A 23,304-nucleotide genomic window follows, 5' to 3' on the forward strand; every position below is an offset into this window, starting at 1 on the left:
AATTACTTTTTTGGTAATGAACCTTGCTACCTGGTGGCGCCGGGTTTTTTGTGTGTTTTTATGTCTATTTGGAAAAAGAACACCTGTTTTTGGCTTGAATATAATCTACAATTATAACGGGGTGGAATCAATGCCGAAACAACTTATATTTAACCAAGCTTGAATATATCGATCGCTCCTGCTCTTGGTTGGCTATCGATTATTCAGCAAGCCCTAAATAGACAGTAGGTGTAGATCGCTAGACATTACCTTAATCTAACTCAAATCGTTGCCAATCAATGCGATCGCACAAAGGTTATGATTGTCATCCCTGCTCACCTGAACGTTTGCAATGGCTTCTAGGAATTTTTTGGTATCACAGGGTCTTGCTTTGGGGTCATTCTCAAATCGTCGCCAATCGATGTGATCACACAAAGGTTATGATTGTCATCCATAACCACCCGACCTTTTGCAATGGCTTGTCGGAATTTTTTGATATCACAGGGTCTTGCTTTGGGGTCAGGTGTCTGCTGATCGATAAATACCCTTGAGTGTTTAGAGATGAGCCAACCCAGAGGCAACTTAACTCCATCACCTGACTTTTTCAGGAACAAGGTTCTGAATTTATATTTGAGTGGATCGTCAATCCCATCATTGACCGTGAACGTAGACAACTCAACAGCACTGCGGCTGCGGGACTTGCGCGCACTAAACAAGGCACGAACTGGGGATAAAACCTCGTTCAGTCCTTCACTCTTGAGTTGAGTTGTAGGCTCGTTAAATTGCCCATCAATTAAGGATAGGTAGACAATTTCAAAGGTTGTTCCGTAACCATTAAGTCGCTGTAAGCTCCGCCCAATGTCCAAAGCGGTAGGAATACCAGAATTATCAAAATAGCCGCCATCAGCCAAATGCAATTTACTTTTGTCCTTACTGCGTTGGTACCACCCTACAGGGGTGAAGTAGGGAAAACGAGCACTGAGGCCAGCCGCTGTACTCAGTTTCAAATCTAGATCGGGTTCATCAATGGCAATATTTTCTTTGTTGGGCAAGTTAATCTGAAAGGGGCTGATCACCAGGCGATCGCCAGTTTCGACAACAGTTGTGTTGAGAACCAGTGCAGGGGCAATGCCCTGGGGCTGCCAGTGTTGGTAAAAAGACTGCCGCAAGGGATTATCTTGATTTGGAAGAGACAGCTTATCCCAAGCTTTTTCAAACGCAACTTCCAGACCTCTTCCCCGATCCCAATCGTATATTGGAAAAAAGATAAATCGTTGAATCAGGTCAGGGAATAGCCCCATCGTTAGGAGGGGCGTAAGCAAGTCACTGCTAAACAGTTTGCTAGCCGTTTGGCTAAGGGATTTACCACTAATTCCACCAAATTTCACCAAACTTGAAAAGGCAGAAGCCCCCAAGCTACCGCCAGAAACACTACTGATTGCAAATATATGCTGAGGAAAACTTGGAAAATATTCTGTTAGCTTTGTAAAGGCTGTTGCTGCATGATAAGCGGCATAGATACCCCCACCTTGAGCCGCAGCGATATAGACAGGATAGGGTTTATTTGAGAATTGATCGAGATCGGGGCGATTAGCTAACCATTGCTGAAAACTAGATTCTAAAGCTGGAAGGACTGACTTTTCGGGTTTGCTAAATTGTCGAAAGCGATGATTGTCATTAAAATTAAAATTGCTAGAAACAACAATCAACACGATGAGAATCGTAATCCCAGGTATTTTTGTTTGCAGACCCCAGTCGTAAATTGTTGAAAAAACAACCACCAGAATCGTCAATGATATTGCCACCACACTAATTGATCCCAGCAGATCGGGCAGAAATGTCGGAGGCATTATCAACCCTAATGCGAGGGATGCCAGCAGAGAAATTGAACAATTCCTAACAACTGTAATTCGTGATTTTATCGTGGGTTGCCAAGAAAACAGCGCCACATTAAAAAATACGAGCAACAGAAAAACAGCAACTAAACCAAAAGACAAATGTGAATCTTTTGCTGCCACGATCATAGGCAAAGATAAAACAATAAAAACAAAGCAGGAAATATTAACAAATACATTTTCAAATTTTTTACCAAATAGACCTTCACCCTTTTTGCTAGAGGCAAAGGAACCTAGGTACTTTGAGTTTTTTAAAAGTTCAACACGTTTAATTATTAAATAAGATAAAATTCCTAATAAAACTATATTGCTAAACATCCACACTAGCAAAAAAATCTTGGGAGTAGGATCTGATAAGTTCTGCAATGTTTTTTGGGTAGCCCAAGTGCCATAAGCAAGGCTACCCAGTGGTATAGTACCTAGCAAACGAGGTGCATTTTTGTATAAGCAATCGAATTTTGGCTTGTAGAAGTCAGGAAGACGAGCTTCATAGCATTTCTCAAGTAAACGTGCCGCGAACCACACACCAAGTGAAAGAAAAACAACCAATACTGTAGAAAAAACTGCCTGAGCTACATTATTATCGAAAGCAATTACACGATAGACCTCAATGGTTTGATCGATCTGGGTATAAAAATACCAAGATACCACTGCGATTGTCAGAGGTACTCTTAAATATATCAAAAACTGCACGATGGGTTTAAGCTGGTTTTCAAACCAATTAGAAATTATTTTAATTAATTTATTTCTGTTATCACTTTCAAGCATATATCACTAACTAATGACTTTAAGGGAACATCTCTATCTTGACATAAGTGCAACCTAACGGCTAAATTGAGCGGAAAACGATCGCCTCTGACTCAAACCTCAAATATTGCGATTTTGTCAGATCCAATGATTCGTTAGGCATCGATCGCTTAACAATTATTTATGCTTTGCGCTCACCGATAACTTCAGCTTGACTAAAATCATAGGTGTTTGTCCGCTCCAATGATTTGTTATACCTTGATCGCTTCAATAGTCCGGACTGTTTTTAGTTCTTAGGCTGAAAACCACGATTTTCCGTTCGTAGCGAACTTGCCTTGGAGCTTTGAAACCCTTATTCTACGGTTGGCAATCAAAAACTGTCCGAAGTATTGTTAACAATTATTTATGCTTCGCGATCGCCAGCCCAAAATGCTCACTCATCCCAAAATTCGTGGTGTGACACGCTCGCGGGTGCCAAAGGTGGGATCAATTTTAGCGTGAGGTTCTTTCTCTAAAGTCATGTTTAAGTCGTCCAGGACTGTGAGTAACTTGGCGCCACCACAAACGCAAAAACTCGCTCAGACTTCAATTGAACCTTTTCTGTTCCCGATCGGTCTAAATTCAAGACAGACCCATCAGGTCTAATTTATATGTACTTAGTAAAGCACTTTCAGATTAAAAAAGAGTTGACTCCGTGGCTTAGCGGACTCCTGGCCACATCCCTGCTTGCAGGAGTCGGCTACACAGCTTACAGCCAGTTAACAGTCAAATCCAGCCGCGAAACCAGGCGCAAGGAAAAAACCGTTGCTATCGAAAGGGTGAACCTGCCGATTACTATTTCGGCAAATGGCACAATTGTGCCTGAACGTTCCGTTAACGTCAGCCCCAAAACTTCAGGAATGCTCAAAAGTTTGCTTGTCAAGGAAGGAGATAAGGTTGAACAAGGGCAGATTCTCGCCTACATGGACGACTCCAACCTCCAAGGCCAACTTACCCAAACTCGCGGACAACTCGCAGCTGCGGAAGCAAACCTGGAAAAATTGGTCAACGGCACTCGATCGCAGGATATTGCTGTGGCTAAGGCAGTGTTAGCAGAACAACAGGCAAGTCTGGAAAAATTGCTCAACGGCAATCGAACCCAAGACATTGCTGTAGCTGAGGCAGCGTTAGCAGAACAACAGGCAACGTTGCAAAAATTGCTCAACGGCAATCGAACCCAAGATATTGCCGTAGCTGAGGCAGCGTTAGCAGAACAACAGGCAAATTTACAAAAATTGCTCAAAGGCAATCGCCCTGAAGACATCGCCCAAGCAATTGCCAAACTCAGAGATGCCGAATACGCGAAAAACCAAGCTGAGGAAGACTTTCAGAGAAATCAGGAACTCTATAATGCCGGCGCCATTGCTTTGCAAGTTGTCAACAACTCCCGCACCGAGCGCGATCGAGCTCAAACGCAAGTCAGGCAAGCCGAACAAGCTGTAGCTTTGCTGCAAGCGGGTGCTCGCCCCGAAGAAATCGCTGCGGGGCGGGCTGCTGTGGAGCAAAAACGGCAAGCTTTGACCCTGGCGCGATCGGGTGCTCGCCCCGAAGAAATCGCTGCGGGGCGGGCTGCTGTGGAGCAAAAACGGCAAGCTTTGGCCCTGGCGCGATCGGGCGCACGCCCGGAAGACATCGCTGGGGGACAGGCTGCCGTCGAGCAAAAACAGCAAGCTTTGGCGCTACTAGAAGCCGGTTCTCGCCCGGAAGACATCGCCCAAGCCCGCGCTCAAGTTCTCGCCGCTAGAGGCAGCCTGCAAAGCGTTCAAGCGCAGATTAACGACACTGTGCTGCGGGCTCCTTTCACCGGCACTGTTACTCGCAAGTACGCCGATCCGGGCGCTTTTGTGACTCCCACTACGGCAGGTAGTGCGGTTTCTTCGGCGACTTCTTCTTCGATTTTGTCCTTAGCTTCAAAAAATCAATTAGTAGCAAACGTAGCAGAAACAAATATTTCTCAGATTCGGATCGGCCAGGCTGCGTCTATTCAAGCTGATGCTTTTGCGGGAAAGACTTTTGTAGGTAAAATCAGTCAAATTTCGCCTCAGTCGATCGTCCAGCAAAATGTGACAAGTTTTGAGGTTAAAGCGGCAATTATTAATGATGATAAACAAATGCTGCGATCGGGCATGAATGTGAATGTTGAGTTTAAGGCTGGTGAACTCAAAAATGTTTTGGTAGTTCCGACTGCGGCAATTGTCCGCCAACAAAGGGAAACGGGGGTTTATGTTCCGGGTCCAGAAGATGGTAAACCTGCTTTTATGCCGATTAAGACTGGTATGACGGTGGATGATAAGACGGAAGTGCGATCGGGTTTGAAAGGAAATGAAAAAGTGCTGATGAGTTTCCCCCCCGGATTGCGGCCTAGATCCCAAAATCCATCGGGTGGGATTCCGGGTTTGCAACCGGGTGGGGGAACGCGCTTGCGTTAGGGTTTTGATTTTTTTATTGAACCGCGAAGGCGCGAAGGGCGCGAAGGAGGAAAAGTTCGGCAACGGATTCTGTAACGGATGTCAGGAAGAAGGAAGAAAGTTTTAATTACCGATGCCCAATGCCCAATTCCCAATTCCCAATGCCCAATGCCCAATGCCCAATCAATAATAATATGAAATTACAGACTCGCCCCCGCACCAACAAAATCTCTAACGTTCAAATCGCGTTCATGGCGACAGAGGCGCTGTGGAATAATAAGTTGCGTACCAGTTTAACTATGCTGGGCGTAATTATTGGGATATCTTCGGTAATTGCTATTACTTCGGTGGGACAGGGTGTACAAAAATCAACTGAAGAACAGTTAAAGGCTTTGGGTACAAATGTGCTGTTGGTTTTATCGGGCGCTTCGCGATCGGGCGGTGTCAGTCAGGGAAGCGGTTCTGCTACTACTCTTACTTGGGATGACGCTAGGGCGATCGGCAAACAAGCTCCCGCTGTTAAGGCGATTTCGGCTTATTTGCAGCGCCAAGTGCAAGTGGTTTACGGCGGACAAAATTCATTTACTTCGATTTTGGGAACGGATTTAAACTATCCAGATGTGAAGAACATTCAACCCCAAGAAGGACGGTTTTTTAACGAGGATGAATTGAATGCTGCTGAGCCTGTAGTTGTCCTCGGTTCTAAGGTGCGGGACGAACTTTTTGGAGCCGGAGTTAATGCGCTATCCTCCGATATTCGCATTCAGGGAAACCGCTACAAGGTCATTGGAGTGATGGAAAGCAAGGGGTCTGTAGGGGGGACTGATCAGGACGATAGAGTGTATATTCCCCTCAAAAATATGTCTTCGCGGATTGTGGGTAGAAATTCTTTAGCGGGGATTGCGATATCGGGTTTTTGGTTGGAAACTGCCGGCGAAGCGGATTTAGCGGATGCTCAATTTCAAGTGGAAAATATCATGCGCTTGCGCCACAATATTTATCCGCCACAACCGGATGATTTTCGAGTTGTCAATCAAGCTGAAATAGTCAATACTTTTAGTAATGTGATCGGTTTATTTACGGTTATGGTGGGCGCGATCGCCGGAATTTCTTTGGTGGTTGGAGGCATCGGTATTGCTAATATTATGTTGGTGTCTGTTGTGGAACGGACTAAGGAAATCGGGATTCGCAAAGCGGTAGGTGCTACTAATGCAGCAATTCTAATTCAATTTATGGCGGAATCTATTTTAGTTTCCACGGTGGGGGGAACGGCGGGTATTGGGTTGGGAGTTGCAATCGCGTTTGGGGCTTCGACAGCGTTCAAATTTCCGTTTGTGGTTTCTGTATGGTCGATCGCGGCAGGTTTTGGGCTGTCTTTTACTGTAGGCTTATTGGCGGGAGTATTGCCGGCTCGGAATGCGGCTCGCTTAGATCCGATCGCAGCTTTGCGGAATGATTGAAGTTACTGACATTCAACCCCGTTAAATTCAACAGTCTTGGACGCAGGAGTGGTCAGAAACCAGGTTTGATGGACGATCAGACTTCGTTTTAGGCTACAGATGCGCTAACGGGACTTAAACAAAAATCAGCTCAAAAATGGCTGCAAACTCAGATCGGTAAACCATTTGAGCTTGAATTTGCTTGGATCTCGAATTGACAAGGGTTTTAGCTCTGACGGGGCGTCAAACTCTTTCCTTTATCTAGACTGCGTTTCAGGTAAGGGAAAGAGCTTGACGCCCATTAGAAATAATATACGCTCATTCAAATATAATAACAAAAACCCCTTATCCAACACGCAATTTCCATGTTAGAAGCATTGGTATTGGCAACAGTATTTTGCGGATTTTTTGGTATCATCTTTAAAAAGAACCTGATCATGAAAATCGTCTGTATGGATGTCATGAGTACAGGGGTTATAGCCTATTACGTGGTGGTGGCATCGCGGGAAGGCTTGCTGACACCAATTATTTCAAAGGGGAAAAATGTCGCTTACGCCGATCCGGTTCCCCAGGCGGTGATCTTAACGGCGATCGTGATCGGCTTTTCGATTCAGGCTTTAATGCTGGTCAGTGTGATGAAGCTGGCACGAGATAATCCGACATTAGAAAGTAACGAAATCGAGATGAATAATACCCCATGAATACCCTGACGCTAGCCTGGATTGGACTCCCGTTTTTTGTCGGGTTTACTATTTATTTGATTCCGAAGTTTGACAAGTATCTCGCAATATTCGGAGCGATCGCGTCCGCTGCCTATGCGTTCCTGCTTTTTGCTATGCCGTCAGCGGTGACGCTGGAGTTACTCGATAATTTCAGTGTCACGTTGTTAGTCGATCGCTTGAGCGGCTATTTCATCTTAACCAATGCCTTAGTCACAGCAGCGGTGATTATCTACTGTTGGCCCACAGATAAGACGGCATTTTTTTATGCACAGATTCTGATGGTGCATGGCAGCCTGAATGCGGCCTTTGCTTCTACTGACTTTATCAGTTTATATGTGGGGTTAGAGGTAAGTGGCATTGCGGCGTTTCTCTTGATTGCCTATCCTCGCACCGATCGCTCGATTTGGGTGGCTTTGCGCTATCTATTTATTAGCAACACGGCAATGCTGTTTTATCTAGTCGGTGCCGTGCTGGTTTATAAGGCAAGTAATTCGTTTAGTTTTGCCGGCTTGGGTGCAGCGCCCCCAGAGGCGATCGCTCTGATCTTTATGGGACTCTTGGTTAAGGGAGGTGTGTTTGTATCGGGGTTATGGCTACCGTTAACTCACTCGGAAGCAGAAACGCCTGTGTCGGCTTTGCTGTCAGGGATTGTGGTCAAAGCGGGGGTATATCCCCTCGTGCGCTGTGCGCTGATGGTGGAGGAGGTGGCACCCATCGTCCAAATCTTTGGCGTCGGGACGGCGCTGCTGGGCGTGTTCTATGCCGTTTTAGAAAAAGATAGCAAACGGATGTTGGCTTTTCACACGGTTTCGCAGTTGGGCTTTATCCTCGCTGCACCGTCGGTGGGTGGGTTTTATGCGCTGGCCCACGGTTTGGTCAAATCGTCGCTGTTTCTGATTGCAGGATCGTTACCGAGTCGTAATCTGAAAGAATTGAAACAGAAGCCGATCAATACCAAGATCTGGATTGCCTTAGTCATAGCTAGCTTATCAATCTCTGGCTTTCCCATGTTGGTTGGCTTTGGGGCAAAGACGTTAACGGTGAAGAATTTGGGCTCCTGGCAAGCGATCGCGATGAATGTCGCAGCAGTCGGAACAGCAATCTCTTTTGCTAAATTCATCTTTCTACCTCGTGGCGGACAAACAGCAGTCAAACCCGGTTTTTGGCCTGCGGTGTTGCTGTTGCTAGCTGGGCTGATTGGAGCCAATGCTTTTGATGTTCAGGCTTATACGCTGGAAAATATGCTTAAGGCGATCGCCATCATCGGCGTTGGTTGGTCAGCCTATTTTCTAATTTTTCAACGCACGGCAATCAAACTGCCACGTATGCTTGAACAATTCGATCATTTGGTCGGTTTTATGAGCTTGATTTCGCTCCTACTATTCTGGATGGCATTACCCACATGATTGGACAGCTAATATTAAGACTGACGATCTGGTTTCTACTTACTGCCGATTTTAGTTTGGCAAATATTGCGATCGGCTTCATCATTGCTTTCCTCTTGCCGCGCAGCTACGCACCCCCGGAACCTTTGAGGGAATGGTTGGGGGTGTTGGGTAAAATCTTCATGGCGATTCCGATAGCTTATCTGGAAGCTTTTGAACTCATCTTCCGTCCCCACAGACACGAAGATGTGATCATGGAAAAAGTGCCAAACCATCGATCGCCCTTGCTGATCTTCCTAGATGTCTTCCTGATCACTTTTACACCTAAAACAATCGTCGTAAAATACCACGAAGAGGGTTTTTACGAAGTACACCGGGTGCGGCGGACTTCCAGTAATTAGCTGAAGTTTTTTCGGAATTTTTTAACCGCAGAGAACGCAGAGAACGCAGAGAAAGAGCAGGGAGAAATCAGTAATTCTTATTTAGCTAAGTCAGCAAAAAGTCAGGAGGGCACACAATTGAACAACTTGAACAACTTGATTTTAATTGCGATGATTTTGGCTCTGCTCATACCCATGTACGAGGTATGGAAAGATCATGATATCTGGCAAACAATGTTGGCGTTTGCCAGTATTTCGACCAAGGCGGCAATCATCGCTCTCGTCATATCCGTCTGGCGCGATGATTGGATGATCGGTGTGGTGGCGGCGATTATCCTCAGTGTGGGTAATGCTGGATTGATGTTGTTGGCACAAATAATCAAACGTATCACTGAAGCATGATCGTAATAGATGTATTGAGCTATACCTGCATCGGTATAGGGATTTTTTTCTGGTTTTGGGGTACTTCTTACCTACTTGGGAAGCGATCGGTTTTATATAAACTGCACAGTCTTTCGGTAGCAGATACGCTGGGTTCGATGGCTATCCTCGTCGGATTGCTGCTGAAAATACCCAATAAATGGCCGCTGCTGATTCTGGCGATCATTTGCTTAGCAATCTGGAACACAATGCTGGGATATGTGCTGGCCTATTGTTCCCAAACAGGGAGTGACTATGAACGATAATAGCTACATTTATGTCCTCGTCGCTCTGCTACCGTTAGCTGCTGGTATGGTGGTATTTCAGGTCAATCCATACCACGCATTGCTACTGCGGGGGGTATTGGGAGCGATCGCCGCCTTGGTGTATACAATTTTAGGCGCGGGGGATGTGGGCTTGACCGAAGCCTTGATGGGTACTCTGCTGGCGATTACACTTTATGCAGTGACGGTGCGTTCATCCTTCGTGCTGCGTCTGGGTGTAATCGAAGAGGGGACAGAGGGCGATGCTATACCAAACGACAAAACCGCAGGTGATTTTAAGCAACTGATAGATGACATCCGCACAATTTTTCAGAAACGCCATATGCGCCTGGAACTCGTTCCCTATGCGACTACACAGGCATTGCAGCGGGCGCTGAGGGAAAAAGAAGTTCATGCAGCTTGTGCGCCACAAAGCCTATTGGAAAACAGCGGCGAAGCGCAACTTTATAACACCGCAACCAGAGTTCGGCGTGTCTATGACATCATGCAAACCGAACTTTCATCACCAGGGACAACCCTAACCTATGTAAATACACCAGACGCAGAGGACAAACATTGATGAAGTGGGTTTACTTTTTATCAGGGATAGCGCTGTTTGTCAAAATGCTGCTAATCGCCAATCCCACAATGGAGTTATCGCAGCAAAGTTCGATCGTCGAATTGGTTGTTCAAGATAGTGGAGTAACCAATGCGGTTTCCGGTATCATTTTGCGAAATCGGCTGTACGACACGATCTTTGAAGTTGTGGTATTTACGATCGCCATCTTGGGTGCAAGTTTTATGCTAGCAAATGAAAAGCCGTCCTGCGCCATATATCAGTTTACCGATCAACCATCGATTATTTTGGCGCGATTGGGAGCGACGATTGCCGCGTTGGTGGGTATCGAACTAGCAATTCGCGGGCATTTAAGTCCTGGCGGTGGTTTTGCTGCGGGTGTAGCGGGGGGAACTGCAATCGGCTTGGTGGCGATTACCTCATCACCGCAGTGGATGCAAGAAATCTACCAGCGCTGGCACGCCGCGACTTTGGAGAAAGTTTCGGTACTTGTTTTCATTGTATTGTCCGTTATCACTCTGTCAGGATATGAGTTACCCCACGGAGAGTTAGGCACGCTTTTCAGCGGTGGCATTCTCCCCTTGCTGAATATCCTGGTTGCAGTCAAAGTCGCATTAGGATCGTGGGCGGTGATGTTGGTGTTTATTCGCTATCGCGGATTGCTATGACAAATGTTCCGATCTCAAATCCATTGACATCGAAATTAATCATCTCTCTCAATCTCTGACTCAGTGTCCTCTGTGTTCTCTGCGGTTTAATCATTCAGAAACAACCGTAAACGATATTTTACGTTTATAAGGCTTACGCACGAGTAGTCAGAAACCGGGTTTTTTTGCGAGGTCAAAAACCCGGTTTCTTTGCTTTTGATAAGAAATTCCTGTGAGCTCATCTGCGTTTATCTGCGTGCATCTGCGGTTAAAAAATCCCAATCTGTAAGATATCAGCTTACACTAAACCAGCTTGAAAAATCTGGTTTGCAGTGAGGTTCAAATCAGGAAAAGTTTGCGACACAATGCGATCGTTCTCTCGAAACTTGAGGATTTGATATTCACCATCAACCAAGTTACAGACAGAAATTGTCGGTTGTTTAGGATTGCCAATAAAATTGCGTCCACCCAACGCAGCATAATCCACAATCCAATATTCAGGGATACCCATCTCTTCATAATCAGCGTATTTCAAATAGTAATCATCGCGCCAATTGGTTGACACAACCTCAATTACCAACGGTATCGATGCACCCCAAGTTAGGATAGATTGTTTTTTCCACAATGTTTCGTTCGCCAGATTTCCACGATTCAGCACCAACACATCAGGCAAATAACCAGAATCTTTTTCAGGAGGTCTAACTATCACTTGGCGGGGGATACCGTAGGGCAATCCCAGACGTTTGATTTCAACAGGAATTTCGACTGCAAGAAAGCTTATAACTTCCTCGTGTTCGCCTACTGGTTGTGCCATCTCAACAATATCTCCATTATGCAGTTCGTAGCGTACCGCCGAATTTTCAGGTAGCCACTCCACAAATTCCTCGAAGTTTACGAGTTTGGGTAAAGCTTGAGTCATAGGTTTTCAGAATCACCGATAATATAAATTATATCTCTATCTATCTGCGTTTATCTGCGTGCATCTGCAGTTATAAATTACAATTTTTTATAAAGTCCGTAAGTTATTGTGCCGCTTATGCTGTAACCATTTCGGGTTTGATATCAGGTGATGCTGGCTCAAAATACAACACCATGATTTGCTCTGGATACAACCCGACAGATTCATAAGTGCGTCCGTTGCGATCGCTAAATTCAACCTCAAACGCTGCACCATCAGCCAACAGTTCAACTACAGTCCCTACTTGTCCGCGCCACAGATTGTATTCAGGAATGTCAACTGTCAATGCAACGACATCTAGTAATTTAATTGTATTATTTTCCACTTTTTTTTATAACCTCCAGGCACTGCTGATACGAATAAGTAGCCCTCCGTTTATCTCATCTCAAAGTCCCCGTCTTCTGGGTTTTTTTTGCGCTCGTTGGAACTCATCGGTTAGATTTATAAACTATGAATTACAACTTACTATTAAATAAATAACTTAGTTCCGACCACATTTCGCCATTACTCCAAAACAAAAATTTACCGGGATAGCTAAACCTATCAGCTAAACCCACAGCAATATATTCCTTATAAACGGGATGGAATTTATATTCCAAGGATCTAATTTTAGTTACGAGTATCGTATCGATAAAACAAAGTCTACTGATAAGTTCTATGTAAAACTCTTCTGTTTTTCCCCAATCATCTAATTCCTCTCTACCTGAAGTTCCTAAAAATGTTTGAACGAAATAAACTAAATTATTATAATATTTTAATAAATTTATTTCATCATGATGACCATCTCGAAGTCTTTTTATTATCTCCTTTAGTTGATCTATTTTTGCAAGCAGCAGATTAATTTCCTCATCCCCATTTTCAATTTCCAAAATCTTAATTTTTTCCTCAAGAAGTGCAACTTTATTTCTCTCGTCCTTAAGCTGTAGCTCTAAACTTATTTTGGCTTTTTCTAGCTCTCTGGCATTCTCTTCTAGTTGCTTAACTTTTGTTTCTAATTGACGTGAATTGGAGTTTAATAAATTTAACTCATAAACCTTTCTTTCTAGCTGTAGCTCTAAACTTATTTTGGCTTTTTCTAGCTCTCTGGCATTCTCTTCTAGTTGCTTAACTTTTGTTTCTAATTGACGTGAATTGGAGTTTAATAAATTTAACTCATAAACCTTTCTTTCTAATTGGGTTTTTTCTTGCTGGAGCTGGTTATTATCTATCTCTAAAGGTTGAACTCGGTCTAGTTCTCGTCTTATTTCTGACTCTAAAGAGTTTTGGCTAGCTCGGAGTTGTAGATTATCTTGTGTCAATCTAGTATTATTATCTTTAACTTGATTTAAGTCTCTTCTCAGAACGTCTATTTCTTGCTGTAAATCCGTATTTGTTTTAATGAGGGATTGATTTAGGGCTATGACTTCATTAAGCTGGCTAGTAACCTCTTTAACTTTCTCGATTAAAAATTCCCACGTTATAAACTCTATATCTTGACTACTGAGAGAACCCCCCAATTCTTGAATAAGAACTTTTTTATGAGCTTCTAGTTCTTCAATTTTTTGTTCAAAGTAAATATTTTCAATACGAAGATTTGTTGAAATTTTCCTTACTTCATCTCTTTCGCTCTCAACGCTTGCTAACTGTTGTTGTAGGCTTTGAACCGTCTGCTTCAAAGAATTGTTCTCAGTAGTAGCTGCCTTGAGTTCTGCCTCTTTTTGCTTAAATCTTGCCAGGATTTGAACTATAAAGGCGGTAAATAGGTTATTTGCTTGTTGTAACTGCTGGTTTATTTGCCTAAGCTCAACTGTCTGTGCTTCGGGCCTGTTATCCTCTGGTTTGTTCTTACCCCTGCGAAGTTGCAGGTAAACTATTACTATGCTTAGTAAAGCTATTAAACCAGCAGTTTCGTAAACCATACTAATACTTTTTTGAAAATAGCGTTTTTGGACATCGGTTCCCAGGCAGAGCTGAGGAACCAGTTAAAAAAAACAGAGGGCGAGTTTCGCATAAAACTTAACCCCAAAAGTCAAATTTTATGCTCTACACCCGCCCTCGCAAAACTCCCTTAATAAGCGTCTTGCAATTCGTAGAAATCAGGGGAAATGTAATCTTTCCGCAGCGGCCAGCCTACCCAATCTTCGTTCATCAAAATCCGTTTCAGATTCGGATGTCCTTCGTACACAATGCCGTACATATCGTAGGATTCCCGCTCTTGAAAGTCGGCTGCTTTCCAAATCCAGTATACTGATGGCACTCTGGGATCTTCGCGGGGTACGAATACTTTGACGCGGACTTCTTCAGGCTTGGAAGCATTGTCTGTCAGTTTAACCAAGTGGTAGACGCTGACTAAATCTTGTCCCGGCCCTTGGTCGTAGGCGCACTGGCACTGCATATAATTAAACCCGTAGGCATACAGTGCTGTTGACATCGGAATTAAGAAGTCTCGATCGACCTTTAATATCTCCACGCCCAAATTATCAGCCGCTAAAGCTTCGTGTTCAAAGCCATTTTGAGTCAACCACTGGGAAACCTTCCCGGCTTCAACAATTGCAGATTCTGTCTCAGCCACGGTTTACCTCCTGTTTTTGTCCTGCAAGCAGGGCCGGCGGTACTGGCATTCCCATTGCTTCCGTCAATTCCTTCGGCGGCGCTATCCGGCCTGCAACAGACAAGTATTTGCCATCCAAGATGTCGTCTACTACTTTCATTTTGTGGGGTCTGGTGTAGTAGCGGTGGGTGGGCTGCAAGTTGCCACGTTCTTGCATCGAATCGTTGGCGATTTTTTTCCGCAGTTTGATAATTGCATCAATAATCGCTTCTGGGCGGGGGGGACAGCCGGGGATGTACACGTCTACGGGAATCAGTTTGTCAACGCCTCTGACTGCTGTGGGGGAGTCTACGCTGAACATTCCGCCGGTGATGGTGCAGGCGCCCATCGCGATCACGTATTTGGGTTCCGGCATTTGTTCGTACAGCCGCACCAAGATGGGGGCGTACTTCATGGTGATGGTGCCGGCAGTGATCAGCAAGTCGGCTTGTCGGGGGCTCGATCGCGGTACTAAGCCGAATCTGTCGAAGTCAAAGCGCGATCCGATCAAAGCTGCAAATTCGATGAAGCAGCAAGCGGTACCGTAAAGCAGCGGCCACAGGCTCGAAAGTCTCGCCCAATTGTAGAGGTCATCAACCGTAGTTAGGATGACGTTCTCTGATAATTCGGATGTGACTTCAGGGCGAATAGCGGGGTTGACAATTAGAGGTTTTTGTGATTTGTCTGAACTTAAGACCATTCCAAGGCTCCTTTGCGCCATGCATAGACAAGAGCAATAACGAGGATCGTGATAAAAAACAAGGCTTCCATGAAAGCCAACAGTCCTAGCTGGTTGAAAGCAACCGCCCAAGGATAGAGGAAGACGGTCTCTACGTCGAAGATGACGAAGACTAGGGCGAACATATAATATCGGATGTTGAATTGAATCCAGGCTCCGCCGATCGGCTCGACGCCGGATTCGTAGGTAGTGCGTCGGTCGTAGGGACGACTTTTGGGCCGCAGTACCTTAGACGCCGTGAGGGCGAGGATAGGGACTAGGCTGGAAATTAACAGGAAGCCTAAGAAATACTCGTAGCCGCTGAGTGCAAACACGGTGAATAATTACTGCCTAGGTGAAAGGGTTCTGTAACTTGTCTGTTACATTATATAGATTTTGGGTAGCTAAAATTACGAGTTGGTTGAGATTAATCGTCCATCTTCTGCAATAATTTTTAATGTATATTTTAAGATTAGCTTACCTACTCTTTTGGAGCTATGAGCGATCGAGCTACTGAAACCAAAACCCTCGATCGGCACGAGTGCCGCGCCTGCGGCTACGTCTATGAGCCGAAAAAGGGGAATCCTAAAATTGACATTGCCCCGGGCACGGCTTTTGAAGATTTGCCCCAAACTTGGGTCTGTCCCGTTTGCGGGGCTCGCAAATCGATGTTTCAAAATCTCGGTCAAATGGAAGGGGTATCGGGATTTAAGGCAAATCAGCGCTACGGTGTCGGTGTCAACGGCATGACCGAAGGTCAGAAAAGTTTGCTGATTTTTGGCGGCTTGGTCGTTGGTTTCTTGTTGTTACTTAGTATGTATGGTTTGCAGTAAAACGATTGTGAGATTTTGGCAACGAATTGTAATGTTATTGGCCGCTGCGCTCATCTGTACGAGTTGCAGCACGATCGGTTCTGTGAGTTACAACCCCTGGCAAGTGATTTCCTTGCCGACGGAAGCTAATTTGCAGGATATTGCCTTTACGGGCAATCCTCAGCACGGCTGGGTTGTGGGTTCTGAGGCGACTCTGCTCGAAACCCTTGACGGTGGCACTAGCTGGAAGCCTATAGCACTGGATATCGACGATCCGAGGTCGCGTTTTGCGTCGGTGAGTTTTTCCGGTTCCGAAGGCTGGATTGTCGGCCAGCCTTCTGTTTTGCTCCACACAAACGATGAGGGCAAGTCTTGGACGCGGATTGCTTTGAGCTCTCAGTTGCCCGGTTCTCCGAGTACGATCGCGGCTTTGGGCCCGAATTCCGCCGAGATGACGACCGATGTCGGGGCGATTTACCGGACTTCTGACGGCGGCAAAAATTGGAAAGCTGTCGTGCAGGATTCTTTTGGGGTAGTTCGCAATATCAACCGTTCTGAAGACGGGCAGTATGTTGCGGTTTCCTCGAAGGGCAATTTCTACTCGGTATGGAAACCCGGACAAGAAGCTTGGGAACCTCACAACCGCAATAGTTCTCGCCGCCTGCAAAATATGGGCTTTACCAAGGATGGGCGTTTGTGGATGCTCGCCCGCGGCGGTCAAATTCAGTTTAGTGACCCGTCCAATCCTGAAGGTTGGGGAAAACCGTTTTTTCCCGATCGCAAGGCGAGTTGGGGTTTGCTGGACATGGCTTACCGGACTGATAATGAAGTTTGGGTAGCCGGCGGCGGCGGCAATTTGCTGTGCAGTTTGGACGGCGGGAAAACTTGGCTAAAAGACCGCGAAGTTGAAGATGTTCCGGCTAATTTTTACAGGATTGTCTTTATGGGCCCCGATCGCGGATTTGTGATCGGCGCGAGCGGTACTTTACTTAAATATCAAGGTTCCGCGCAAGCTGCTTGATAGTAGAATAGTAATAGAGATTGTCTGTCAATTTGTTGTTGAAAGGAGGATTCTAAATGGCTGGTACAACTGGAGAACGTCCGTTTGGGGACATTATTACAAGTATCCGTTATTGGGTAATTCACAGCATCACCATTCCGGCTTTGTTTATTGCTGGATGGCTGTTTGTGCAAACGGGTTTGGCTTACGATGCTTTCGGAACTCCTCGCCCTAACCAGTATTTCACACAGCAGCGGGAAGAAGTGCCGATTATTTCGGATCGCTTTGAAGCTAAGAAACAAGTAGATCAGTTCATTAACGCCAAGTAATTTAACAAGGATTTGGAAAAATGACGAGCAGAACCCCAAATAATGAGCCAATTTCGTATCCGATTTTTACGGTGCGCTGGTTGGCAGTTCATACTTTAGGTGTCCCAACAATTTTCTTTTTGGGCGCGATCGCAGCAATGCAATTTATTCAACGATAGGAGTTTACAATGCCTGAGCGCGTTCCTAATCCCAACGAGCAGCCTGTTGAGTTAAACCGGACTTCTTTGTATTTGGGTTTGTTGCTGATTTTTGTTTTGGGTATTTTGTTTTCCAGTTATTTCTTTAATTAACTGGTGTCTGAGTTTGCTTTCGATAGTTCCATCGAATTTGTTTAGCTGTAAATTAGTGAGGTGATGGCTATGTTTAGTGAAAGTGGCAGAATTCCTTTGTGGCTGGTAGCTACTGTTGCAGGCCTCGGTGTTCTCAGCATTGTGAGTCTTTTCTTCTACGGTGCTTATGCCGGTTTGGGTTCTTCGATGTAAGGAGAATCAAGCTGATTTTCGGCTTTTAACCCCCCTTTTTCAAGGGGGGTTTTAATTATGCGAATTGTGTTGGTAAATCGGGGATAACTGTTATCGATAGTGTGAATTTTTTGGCCAGTTTATGATATAAGTTCCGGTGGCACCGGAATTATTGTTGACTGTTGACTGTTGACTGTTAACTCGGGGTCGAAAAACTGAATGATAGTTGAGTCTTAACTGTTGATTCCATTTTACAATTCCGATGCTAGCGGAGTTGATATGAGAATTTAATCCGGCGTTGTCAGATGAAGATTTTTGGTGGTTGGGTGGAGATTTGCTCAATCAACTGCTGGCATTGCGGGTTCACCAATAACCCCAAAATCGAGCGCCACTAGCCGACGATCGCTAAGAGAGTGTGAGCCGATCGTGAAATTAGCCAAAAGTTGCGAGTAGAATGGTGCAAGAGCCGATCGCTCGATCGTAGTGCACAGCGAAATATGACCCCACCGCCGCCGCCCCGCAAACCTCAAACCGTCTTGGGTGCGATTACCCAAGCAGTCCAGACTATTGCTAAGGTTAATTTTAACCAGCTAGCGCTGAAACCTAATGCCAAAGTACCCGAATTGTGGGTACAGGATGCTGGTGCAGCTAAAGCTGAGGTTTATCCGCTGTTGGGCGATCGATATTTGTTAGGTCGATCGTCCAAATCTTCAGATATAGTAGTTCGCAATCCCGTTGTCAGTCACGTCCACTTATCCCTGTCGCGCGATACTCGGCGGCGGACTCCTTTTGTCATCAAAGATGAAGACTCCACAAACGGCATTTACAATGGCAAAAGGCGAGTTAAAAGTATGTCCCTGCGTCACGGAGACGTGTTCACTTTAGGGCCGCCGGAACTAGCCGCCGCTGTCAGAATTCAGTTTGTATATCCGCCGCCTTGGTATTTGCAACTTGTGCGTTACAGCTTTTACAGCGTCAGTGGAATCACCGCTGTGATTGCCGTGTTGGTAGGCATGGAATCGACAAAGTTTCAAGTGCGGCCTCTGCCAAGAAGTATCAATGGCCCCGTGATTGTTTACGCCCGCGATGGGCAAACTCCCCTGCGTCCTCCTCAGAATAACGCTCACTTAGAATTAAAGCAATTACAGGATTTTTCGCCTTATTTATCCAAGGCGGTACTTGCTTCGGAAGACAGTCGCTACAATTGGCATTTGGGAGTAGATCCGATCGGAGTTTTGCGCGCGCTTTTGACCAACGTTCGCGGGGGAGGAATTCGCGAAGGCGGAAGCACTGTGACGCAGCAGTTAGCGAGAAGTTTGTTTCGAGATTATGTGGGAACTCAAGATTCGGCAGGACGTAAGTTACGGGAAGCTGTAGTTGCGTTGAAACTGGAGAATTATTACAGCAAAGATGAGCTGTTGCTGACTTATTTAAATCGGGTGTTTTTGGGAATTGACCTTTACGGTTTTGAGGATGCGGCTCGGTTTTATTTTGGGAAGTCGGCGAGGGATTTAACTTTGTCAGAGGCGGCAACTTTGGCAGGGATTTTGCCTGCTCCCAACAGTTTTAATCCGATTCAAAATTATCAGTTGGCGGTGCAGTATCGCGATCGAGTGATCGAACGGATGCGGGCACTGGGGACGGTTTCTCAGGAAGAAGCCGATCGCGCAAGGCGATCGCGAATTGAGATCAATCCTAAAGCCCGCCAATATCTGCAAAGTACGATCGCTCCTTATTTCTACAGTTATGTATTTGACGAATTGGAGTTTTTGCTGGGGGAGCAGTTAGCCAGAGAAGGCAATTTTATTGTAGAAACAGGTTTGAATCCCGGCCTGCAAAAAGTGGCTGAAGCTTCCCTCAGAAATGCTGTTGAAAATGCCGGAGCCAGTGCAGGTTTTTCTCAAGGAGCCGTGGTAACTCTCAATAGTACAACCGGGGAAGTCTTAGCTTTAGTTGGGGGCGTAGATTACTTGAAAAGTCAGTTTAATCGGGCTACTCAAGCTTTGAGACAGCCTGGTTCTACATTTAAGATTTTCACCTATGCAGCGGCCCTGGAACGGGGAATCTCACCCGATAAAACTTATTCTTGCGCTCCCCTTTCCTGGGGCGGACAAAGTTACAGCGGCTGCGAAAGAACCAGCGGCAGTGCGGATATGTATCGGGGTTTAGCACAGTCGGAAAATGCAGTTGCTTTGAGAATTGCACAAGATGTCGGTTTAGACAATGTAGTGGGAATGGCAAGACGTTTGGGAATTACTTCGGAACTGCGTTCTAACCCTGGTTTAGTATTAGGTGAAAGTGAAGTTAATGTGTTGCAATTAACGGGTGCTTTCGGGGTTTTGGCAAATCGGGGTTTGGGCAATCGCCCCCACGTAATTAAGCGAATTATTGACAGCAGCGATTGCAAAGATCGAAATGATTTTAAGAGTTGCCGGGTGATTTATGAGTATCAAAAAGATGGCATTGCCAATCGGCAGTTAGTTTCGGAAGCCGTAGCGGATACGATGACTGATATGCTGCAAGGTGTTGTGCGGGGAGGTACGGGTAGCAGTGCTGCTTTGGGGTTGGGAGAAGCTGGAAAAACAGGTACGACTAATGATAATAGAGATTTGTGGTTTGTCGGTTATATTCCGAGTCAGCAACTGGTGACTGGAGTTTGGTTGGGAAATGATGATAATTCTCCGACTGGGGGAGGTAGTTCAAATGCCGCTCAGTTGTGGGGGGAATATATGCGGCAGGTGGCGCGTTGAGTCATTAGTCATTAGTCATTAGTCATTAGTCATTAGTTAGTGGTTGGTTGTTAGTTGTTGGCGAGCATAACTAATCGCCAAAAAAGATTTAGCAGTAAGGTGCGCGGCCCGGCGCACCCTACGAGGATTTAGGGGCAATTTCTGCGCTTATTCTAGAGTCTGAGAAACTGGCCGACAGCCAGACAATATTGAGTGCAAATTGACAACATTTCCGATGACCGCGATCGCAGGTGCTGCAAATCCGGCAGCCTCAACTTGCTCTACAATTGTACCCAAAGTCCCGATCAATTCTTCTTGTTCCGGCCGCGTTCCCCAGCGCACTAACGCTATGGGCGTTTCTGCACTCAATTCGGCTGCTGTTAACTGACCGATAATATAAGGCAAATTGTGGATTCCCATGTATACTACAATGGTTTCGGAGCCGCGGGCGATCGCCTGCCAATTTACCTCCGGTCGATATTTGCCCGCTGATTCGTGGCCGGTGACAAAGGTGACAGAGGAACTGTACGATCGATGTGTTAAAGGAATTCCCGCATAAGCAGGGGCAGCAATCCCAGAAGTTACGCCGGGGACTACTTCTACTGACACTCCAGCTTTTACCAACTCTTCCATTTCTTCGCCACCGCGGCCGAAGATAAACGGATCGCCGCCTTTAAGACGAACTACGATCGCATTATCTCCAGCTTTTTCTATCATTAACTGAGTGGTTTCGTCCTGCATTAACGAGTGACGCCCTTTGCGTTTTCCGGCATCAATTCGTTCTGCTTGGGGGTTGATTGCTGCCAAAATTTGAGGGCTGACTAAAGCGTCATAAATCACCACATCCGCACACTCTAACAAAGCTTTTCCCTTCAAGGTCATCAAACCCGGATCTCCGGGCCCCGCACCTACTAAATACACTTTTCCTAAAGACATCTTTCTTGCTTCCTTTACCTCTTCTGTGCCTCTGGGGTTCATTTTTGAATTAAATTCCCAATTAAGTCTGCTAATTGTACACTTGCGCCTAGAGGATTCGCGAGATGAAGTTCCGCCGCAGGAAATTGCTGCTTTAGCTGTGCGACATTTTTGGCGATCGCATCTGTAATTCCTCCATTAAATAAGAAGTATGGCACAATCCCTATTTGCTGCTGTCCACCACGAACCAAACTGTCAATTTGCTCTGACAAACTCGGCTTTACCGACCAATAAGCTGTCAGCGCACCGAGTTTGCTGGCGATTTCCTCAACTGTCGAGTTACCTCCGGGCCGACGGCTGCCATGAGATAATAAAATCCATTTTGGCAATAGCAGATTGGGGAGAAAAGCAACCTCTTCCATCTGACTTTTCACCAATTTTGTTAAGCCTGCTTCCTGGGAACCTAAATGCGGGCGCAATGCAATTTTTAGCTTGTCACCAAAAGTTTGTTGGGCAATTGCCACCTCTGCAGGTATGTCTTCAGCGACGTGAACTCCCGGCAATAAAAATACAGGCAGTATTTGCAATTCTGTCAGTCCCAGCGACAAAGTACGTTCGCCAAAACTGCAAATTTGTTCGTGCAGCGGTGCGGGCCCGAGTTCTAAGGTGGCGGTTGCTACTGCGGGGAACGAGTCAGCCAATTTTTGAGACAGCAGTTGACCTAGGTTTTCCAAAGCTAGTTGGGGTCTGGGGTCACGGCTGCCGTGAGAAACTAATAAATAGGTCGATCGCAATTTCAATATAGATTTGATGTTAATGTTCGAGCCGGATTTAAAATAATTATAACACCGTGGGGCGCGTGACTTGAAAAATACTCAACCCTCAACCTGAAGCTTGCGAGTCACGCACCTTTAACAACTAAAGCAAAGTACCCGGCTGGGAAATTAATCAACACAGGGCTTAAATTTTCTAAGCCGCCCACCTTACAAAAGAAGGTGCGCGGCTTAAAAATTACTTACTAGAGGGCTTAAATCTTCTAAGCCACACACCATAAACAACTCACAAATTAACCTTTGGGAGCGGGATCGGCGATGTATTTGAAAGTAGGTTCCGAGTTCCAAGGGCCGCGTTCATCCTGGCCATTTGTGGACAAGTTAAAGTAGAGATCTACGGTGTTATCTGGCGGAATGTTGCCGAACATCGGATCGGTGAGTTTACCCAGCGATTCCAGAGCTTTCATGAACATTTGAGTGTGAGAAATTTCGCGAGTCAGCAGAAACTGCAACGTCTTTTTCGTTCCCATATCCGGTGCTAGTTTAATCAACTCTTCGTAAGTTTGGCGGGCTCCTGCTTCCGCGCCGATATCAGCGCGCAAATCGCGCACCACATCCCCGCCTTCGTTGATATAAGCTGCTGTCCAAGCTTGACCTTGGCTGTCCAACAAGTGTGGGCCTATGCCACGCACGGCAAACAAAGTGCTTTTGTAAGCTTCTGTTTGGTCAACGTTTTTGGTGTGCATTTCTATGAGTTGGCCCACCATTTCTAAGTGGCTGAATTCTTCGATAGCAATATCTTGAAGCATATCCTTAATCCCTGGATTTTCACAGTGGAATGACTGCACCCAGTATTGCAAAGCTGCTGTGAGCTCTCCGGTTGCTCCGCCAAACTGTTCTAGCAGCAATTGGGCAAAACGGGGGTTGGCTTCGTCTACTGTGACTGCAGCCATTAATTCTTTTTTATGAAAAAACATGGATCGGTACCTCTTTTTAGTTCGGTTGTTAAAGTCTGAAGGATTGCAGACTTTATCTGTGTTCGCCTTCAGCATCCATTGTGCGACAATCGATCGCACCGAGCCTCGGTCGATGGATACATCTAGCTCGACAAATTTCTCTGCTTTCAGGTAGAGTTTAAA

The 23,304-nt window shown here is 45.7% G+C and carries 26 protein-coding genes and 1 pseudogene; 17 read left to right on the forward strand and 10 right to left on the reverse strand.

What is annotated here, in order from left to right; all coding sequences use genetic code 11:
* Positions 1-163, forward strand: a pseudogene (locus QUA03_RS18460) (IS5/IS1182 family transposase); the annotation flags it as partial.
* 175 nt (positions 164-338) lie between these two features.
* Here QUA03_RS18460 and QUA03_RS18465 read toward each other — a convergent pair.
* Positions 339-2,642, reverse strand: a complete 2,304-nt coding sequence (locus QUA03_RS18465) for a patatin-like phospholipase family protein (protein ID WP_333213775.1) — start codon at positions 2,640-2,642, stop codon at positions 339-341.
* Between the two features lie 629 nt (positions 2,643-3,271).
* On the opposite strand from QUA03_RS18465, the gene QUA03_RS18470 reads away from it, so the two are divergent.
* The 9 genes from QUA03_RS18470 to QUA03_RS18510 all read left to right on the forward strand — a co-directional run bounded on the left by QUA03_RS18470 (position 3,272) and on the right by QUA03_RS18510 (position 10,922).
* Entirely contained in the window at positions 3,272-5,089 is a 1,818-nt protein-coding gene (locus tag QUA03_RS18470) for an efflux RND transporter periplasmic adaptor subunit (protein WP_333213777.1), read from the forward strand.
* 173 nt (positions 5,090-5,262) lie between these two features.
* Complete coding sequence (locus QUA03_RS18475; RefSeq protein WP_333213779.1) at positions 5,263-6,528, forward strand: ABC transporter permease; 1,266 nt, start codon at positions 5,263-5,265, stop codon at positions 6,526-6,528.
* A gap of 344 nt (positions 6,529-6,872) precedes the next feature.
* Positions 6,873-7,208: a cation:proton antiporter subunit C gene (locus tag QUA03_RS18480; protein ID WP_333213781.1), complete on the forward strand. Its 336-nt coding sequence runs from the start codon at positions 6,873-6,875 to the stop codon at positions 7,206-7,208.
* Positions 7,205-8,635, forward strand: a complete 1,431-nt coding sequence (locus QUA03_RS18485) for a cation:proton antiporter (RefSeq protein ID WP_333213783.1) — start codon at positions 7,205-7,207, stop codon at positions 8,633-8,635. Before QUA03_RS18480 ends, QUA03_RS18485 begins: the two co-directional genes overlap by 4 nt.
* The gene (locus QUA03_RS18490) at positions 8,632-9,015 is read left to right on the forward strand and encodes a Na+/H+ antiporter subunit E (protein ID WP_333213785.1); all 384 of its coding nucleotides are present in this window, start codon (positions 8,632-8,634) and stop codon (positions 9,013-9,015) included. Before QUA03_RS18485 ends, QUA03_RS18490 begins: the two co-directional genes overlap by 4 nt.
* Before the next feature lie 150 nt (positions 9,016-9,165).
* Positions 9,166-9,396 carry a hypothetical protein gene (locus QUA03_RS18495; RefSeq protein ID WP_190739580.1) on the forward strand — a complete coding sequence of 77 codons (231 nt, stop codon included), beginning with the start codon at positions 9,166-9,168 and terminating at the stop codon, positions 9,394-9,396.
* The gene (locus QUA03_RS18500; RefSeq protein ID WP_333213787.1) at positions 9,393-9,680 is read left to right on the forward strand and encodes a monovalent cation/H(+) antiporter subunit G; all 288 of its coding nucleotides are present in this window, start codon (positions 9,393-9,395) and stop codon (positions 9,678-9,680) included. Before QUA03_RS18495 ends, QUA03_RS18500 begins: the two co-directional genes overlap by 4 nt.
* On the forward strand, positions 9,670-10,257 hold the full coding sequence (locus tag QUA03_RS18505) for a DUF4040 domain-containing protein (protein WP_333213789.1): 588 nt from the start codon (positions 9,670-9,672) through the stop codon (positions 10,255-10,257). Before QUA03_RS18500 ends, QUA03_RS18505 begins: the two co-directional genes overlap by 11 nt.
* Entirely contained in the window at positions 10,257-10,922 is a 666-nt protein-coding gene (locus QUA03_RS18510) for a Na(+)/H(+) antiporter subunit B (RefSeq protein WP_333213791.1), read from the forward strand. Before QUA03_RS18505 ends, QUA03_RS18510 begins: the two co-directional genes overlap by 1 nt.
* A 277-nt stretch (positions 10,923-11,199) precedes the next feature.
* On the opposite strand, the gene QUA03_RS18515 is transcribed toward QUA03_RS18510, so the two are convergent.
* The 6 genes from QUA03_RS18515 to ndhC form a co-directional block, all read right to left on the reverse strand.
* Positions 11,200-11,820 (reverse strand): Uma2 family endonuclease, encoded by a 621-nt coding sequence (locus QUA03_RS18515; protein ID WP_333213793.1) that lies wholly within the window; start codon positions 11,818-11,820, stop codon positions 11,200-11,202.
* Between the two features lie 115 nt (positions 11,821-11,935).
* Complete coding sequence (locus QUA03_RS18520; protein ID WP_333213795.1) at positions 11,936-12,184, reverse strand: DUF4926 domain-containing protein; 249 nt, start codon at positions 12,182-12,184, stop codon at positions 11,936-11,938.
* 130 nt (positions 12,185-12,314) lie between these two features.
* A complete protein-coding gene (locus QUA03_RS18525) occupies positions 12,315-13,757 on the reverse strand; it encodes a hypothetical protein (RefSeq protein ID WP_333213797.1) in 1,443 nt (480 codons plus the stop codon).
* Between the two features lie 149 nt (positions 13,758-13,906).
* Complete coding sequence (locus tag QUA03_RS18530; RefSeq protein ID WP_333165880.1) at positions 13,907-14,410, reverse strand: NAD(P)H-quinone oxidoreductase subunit J; 504 nt, start codon at positions 14,408-14,410, stop codon at positions 13,907-13,909.
* Positions 14,403-15,128 carry a photosynthetic/respiratory NAD(P)H-quinone oxidoreductase subunit K gene (ndhK, locus tag QUA03_RS18535; protein ID WP_333213799.1) on the reverse strand — a complete coding sequence of 242 codons (726 nt, stop codon included), beginning with the start codon at positions 15,126-15,128 and terminating at the stop codon, positions 14,403-14,405. The genes QUA03_RS18530 and ndhK overlap by 8 nt, the downstream gene beginning before the upstream one ends.
* Positions 15,119-15,481, reverse strand: coding sequence for a photosynthetic/respiratory NAD(P)H-quinone oxidoreductase subunit C (gene ndhC, locus QUA03_RS18540; protein ID WP_333213801.1), 363 nt, complete (start codon positions 15,479-15,481; stop codon positions 15,119-15,121). The genes ndhK and ndhC overlap by 10 nt, the downstream gene beginning before the upstream one ends.
* A 162-nt stretch (positions 15,482-15,643) precedes the next feature.
* On the opposite strand from ndhC, the gene QUA03_RS18545 reads away from it, so the two are divergent.
* The 7 genes from QUA03_RS18545 to QUA03_RS18575 all read left to right on the forward strand — a co-directional run bounded on the left by QUA03_RS18545 (position 15,644) and on the right by QUA03_RS18575 (position 20,498).
* Entirely contained in the window at positions 15,644-15,979 is a 336-nt protein-coding gene (locus QUA03_RS18545; RefSeq protein ID WP_015176848.1) for a rubredoxin, read from the forward strand.
* On the forward strand, positions 15,966-16,979 hold the full coding sequence (locus QUA03_RS18550; RefSeq protein WP_333042721.1) for a photosynthesis system II assembly factor Ycf48: 1,014 nt from the start codon (positions 15,966-15,968) through the stop codon (positions 16,977-16,979). Before QUA03_RS18545 ends, QUA03_RS18550 begins: the two co-directional genes overlap by 14 nt.
* A gap of 56 nt (positions 16,980-17,035) precedes the next feature.
* A complete protein-coding gene (gene psbE, locus QUA03_RS18555; protein ID WP_333139432.1) occupies positions 17,036-17,287 on the forward strand; it encodes a cytochrome b559 subunit alpha in 252 nt (83 codons plus the stop codon).
* Between the two features lie 20 nt (positions 17,288-17,307).
* A complete protein-coding gene (psbF, locus tag QUA03_RS18560) occupies positions 17,308-17,445 on the forward strand; it encodes a cytochrome b559 subunit beta (protein WP_006635504.1) in 138 nt (45 codons plus the stop codon).
* Positions 17,446-17,454: 9 nt separating this feature from the next.
* Entirely contained in the window at positions 17,455-17,577 is a 123-nt protein-coding gene (locus QUA03_RS18565; protein WP_015176850.1) for a photosystem II reaction center protein L, read from the forward strand.
* Positions 17,578-17,646: 69 nt separating this feature from the next.
* Entirely contained in the window at positions 17,647-17,769 is a 123-nt protein-coding gene (locus QUA03_RS18570; protein WP_006635506.1) for a photosystem II reaction center protein J, read from the forward strand.
* Positions 17,770-18,245: 476 nt separating this feature from the next.
* Positions 18,246-20,498, forward strand: a complete 2,253-nt coding sequence (locus QUA03_RS18575) for a transglycosylase domain-containing protein (protein ID WP_333213803.1) — start codon at positions 18,246-18,248, stop codon at positions 20,496-20,498.
* Between the two features lie 147 nt (positions 20,499-20,645).
* Here QUA03_RS18575 and cobA read toward each other — a convergent pair whose 3' ends face one another.
* The 3 genes from cobA to QUA03_RS18590 all read right to left on the reverse strand — a co-directional run bounded on the left by cobA (position 20,646) and on the right by QUA03_RS18590 (position 23,142).
* On the reverse strand, positions 20,646-21,455 hold the full coding sequence (cobA, locus tag QUA03_RS18580) for a uroporphyrinogen-III C-methyltransferase (protein ID WP_333213805.1): 810 nt from the start codon (positions 21,453-21,455) through the stop codon (positions 20,646-20,648).
* Positions 21,452-22,186 carry a sirohydrochlorin chelatase gene (locus QUA03_RS18585; protein ID WP_333213807.1) on the reverse strand — a complete coding sequence of 245 codons (735 nt, stop codon included), beginning with the start codon at positions 22,184-22,186 and terminating at the stop codon, positions 21,452-21,454. Before QUA03_RS18585 ends, cobA begins: the two co-directional genes overlap by 4 nt.
* Positions 22,187-22,458: 272 nt before the next feature.
* Positions 22,459-23,142 (reverse strand): manganese catalase family protein, encoded by a 684-nt coding sequence (locus tag QUA03_RS18590; RefSeq protein WP_333213809.1) that lies wholly within the window; start codon positions 23,140-23,142, stop codon positions 22,459-22,461.
* Positions 23,143-23,304 lie beyond the last annotated feature (162 nt).

Origin of the sequence: Microcoleus sp. S36b_A4, assembly GCF_036700645.1 — a bacterium.
GTDB lineage: Bacteria > Cyanobacteriota > Cyanobacteriia > Cyanobacteriales > Microcoleaceae > Microcoleus.

Coding starts and splice junctions, on each gene's coding strand:
- QUA03_RS18550 (WP_333042721.1), top strand. CDS start 15,966: ATGGTTTGCAGTAAAACGATTGTGAGATTTTGGCAACGAATTGTAATG.
- QUA03_RS18480 (WP_333213781.1), top strand. CDS start 6,873: ATGTTAGAAGCATTGGTATTGGCAACAGTATTTTGCGGATTTTTTGGT.
- QUA03_RS18515 (WP_333213793.1), bottom strand. CDS start 11,820: ATGACTCAAGCTTTACCCAAACTCGTAAACTTCGAGGAATTTGTGGAG.
- QUA03_RS18565 (WP_015176850.1), top strand. CDS start 17,455: ATGCCTGAGCGCGTTCCTAATCCCAACGAGCAGCCTGTTGAGTTAAAC.
- QUA03_RS18505 (WP_333213789.1), top strand. CDS start 9,670: ATGAACGATAATAGCTACATTTATGTCCTCGTCGCTCTGCTACCGTTA.
- QUA03_RS18575 (WP_333213803.1), top strand. CDS start 18,246: ATGACCCCACCGCCGCCGCCCCGCAAACCTCAAACCGTCTTGGGTGCG.
- ndhK (WP_333213799.1), bottom strand. CDS start 15,128: ATGGTCTTAAGTTCAGACAAATCACAAAAACCTCTAATTGTCAACCCC.
- QUA03_RS18545 (WP_015176848.1), top strand. CDS start 15,644: ATGAGCGATCGAGCTACTGAAACCAAAACCCTCGATCGGCACGAGTGC.
- QUA03_RS18570 (WP_006635506.1), top strand. CDS start 17,647: ATGTTTAGTGAAAGTGGCAGAATTCCTTTGTGGCTGGTAGCTACTGTT.
- cobA (WP_333213805.1), bottom strand. CDS start 21,455: ATGAACCCCAGAGGCACAGAAGAGGTAAAGGAAGCAAGAAAGATGTCT.
- QUA03_RS18590 (WP_333213809.1), bottom strand. CDS start 23,142: ATGTTTTTTCATAAAAAAGAATTAATGGCTGCAGTCACAGTAGACGAA.
- QUA03_RS18510 (WP_333213791.1), top strand. CDS start 10,257: ATGAAGTGGGTTTACTTTTTATCAGGGATAGCGCTGTTTGTCAAAATG.
- QUA03_RS18475 (WP_333213779.1), top strand. CDS start 5,263: ATGAAATTACAGACTCGCCCCCGCACCAACAAAATCTCTAACGTTCAA.
- QUA03_RS18485 (WP_333213783.1), top strand. CDS start 7,205: ATGAATACCCTGACGCTAGCCTGGATTGGACTCCCGTTTTTTGTCGGG.
- psbE (WP_333139432.1), top strand. CDS start 17,036: ATGGCTGGTACAACTGGAGAACGTCCGTTTGGGGACATTATTACAAGT.
- psbF (WP_006635504.1), top strand. CDS start 17,308: ATGACGAGCAGAACCCCAAATAATGAGCCAATTTCGTATCCGATTTTT.
- QUA03_RS18470 (WP_333213777.1), top strand. CDS start 3,272: ATGTACTTAGTAAAGCACTTTCAGATTAAAAAAGAGTTGACTCCGTGG.
- QUA03_RS18490 (WP_333213785.1), top strand. CDS start 8,632: ATGATTGGACAGCTAATATTAAGACTGACGATCTGGTTTCTACTTACT.
- QUA03_RS18495 (WP_190739580.1), top strand. CDS start 9,166: ATGATTTTGGCTCTGCTCATACCCATGTACGAGGTATGGAAAGATCAT.
- QUA03_RS18465 (WP_333213775.1), bottom strand. CDS start 2,642: ATGCTTGAAAGTGATAACAGAAATAAATTAATTAAAATAATTTCTAAT.
- QUA03_RS18500 (WP_333213787.1), top strand. CDS start 9,393: ATGATCGTAATAGATGTATTGAGCTATACCTGCATCGGTATAGGGATT.
- QUA03_RS18525 (WP_333213797.1), bottom strand. CDS start 13,757: ATGGTTTACGAAACTGCTGGTTTAATAGCTTTACTAAGCATAGTAATA.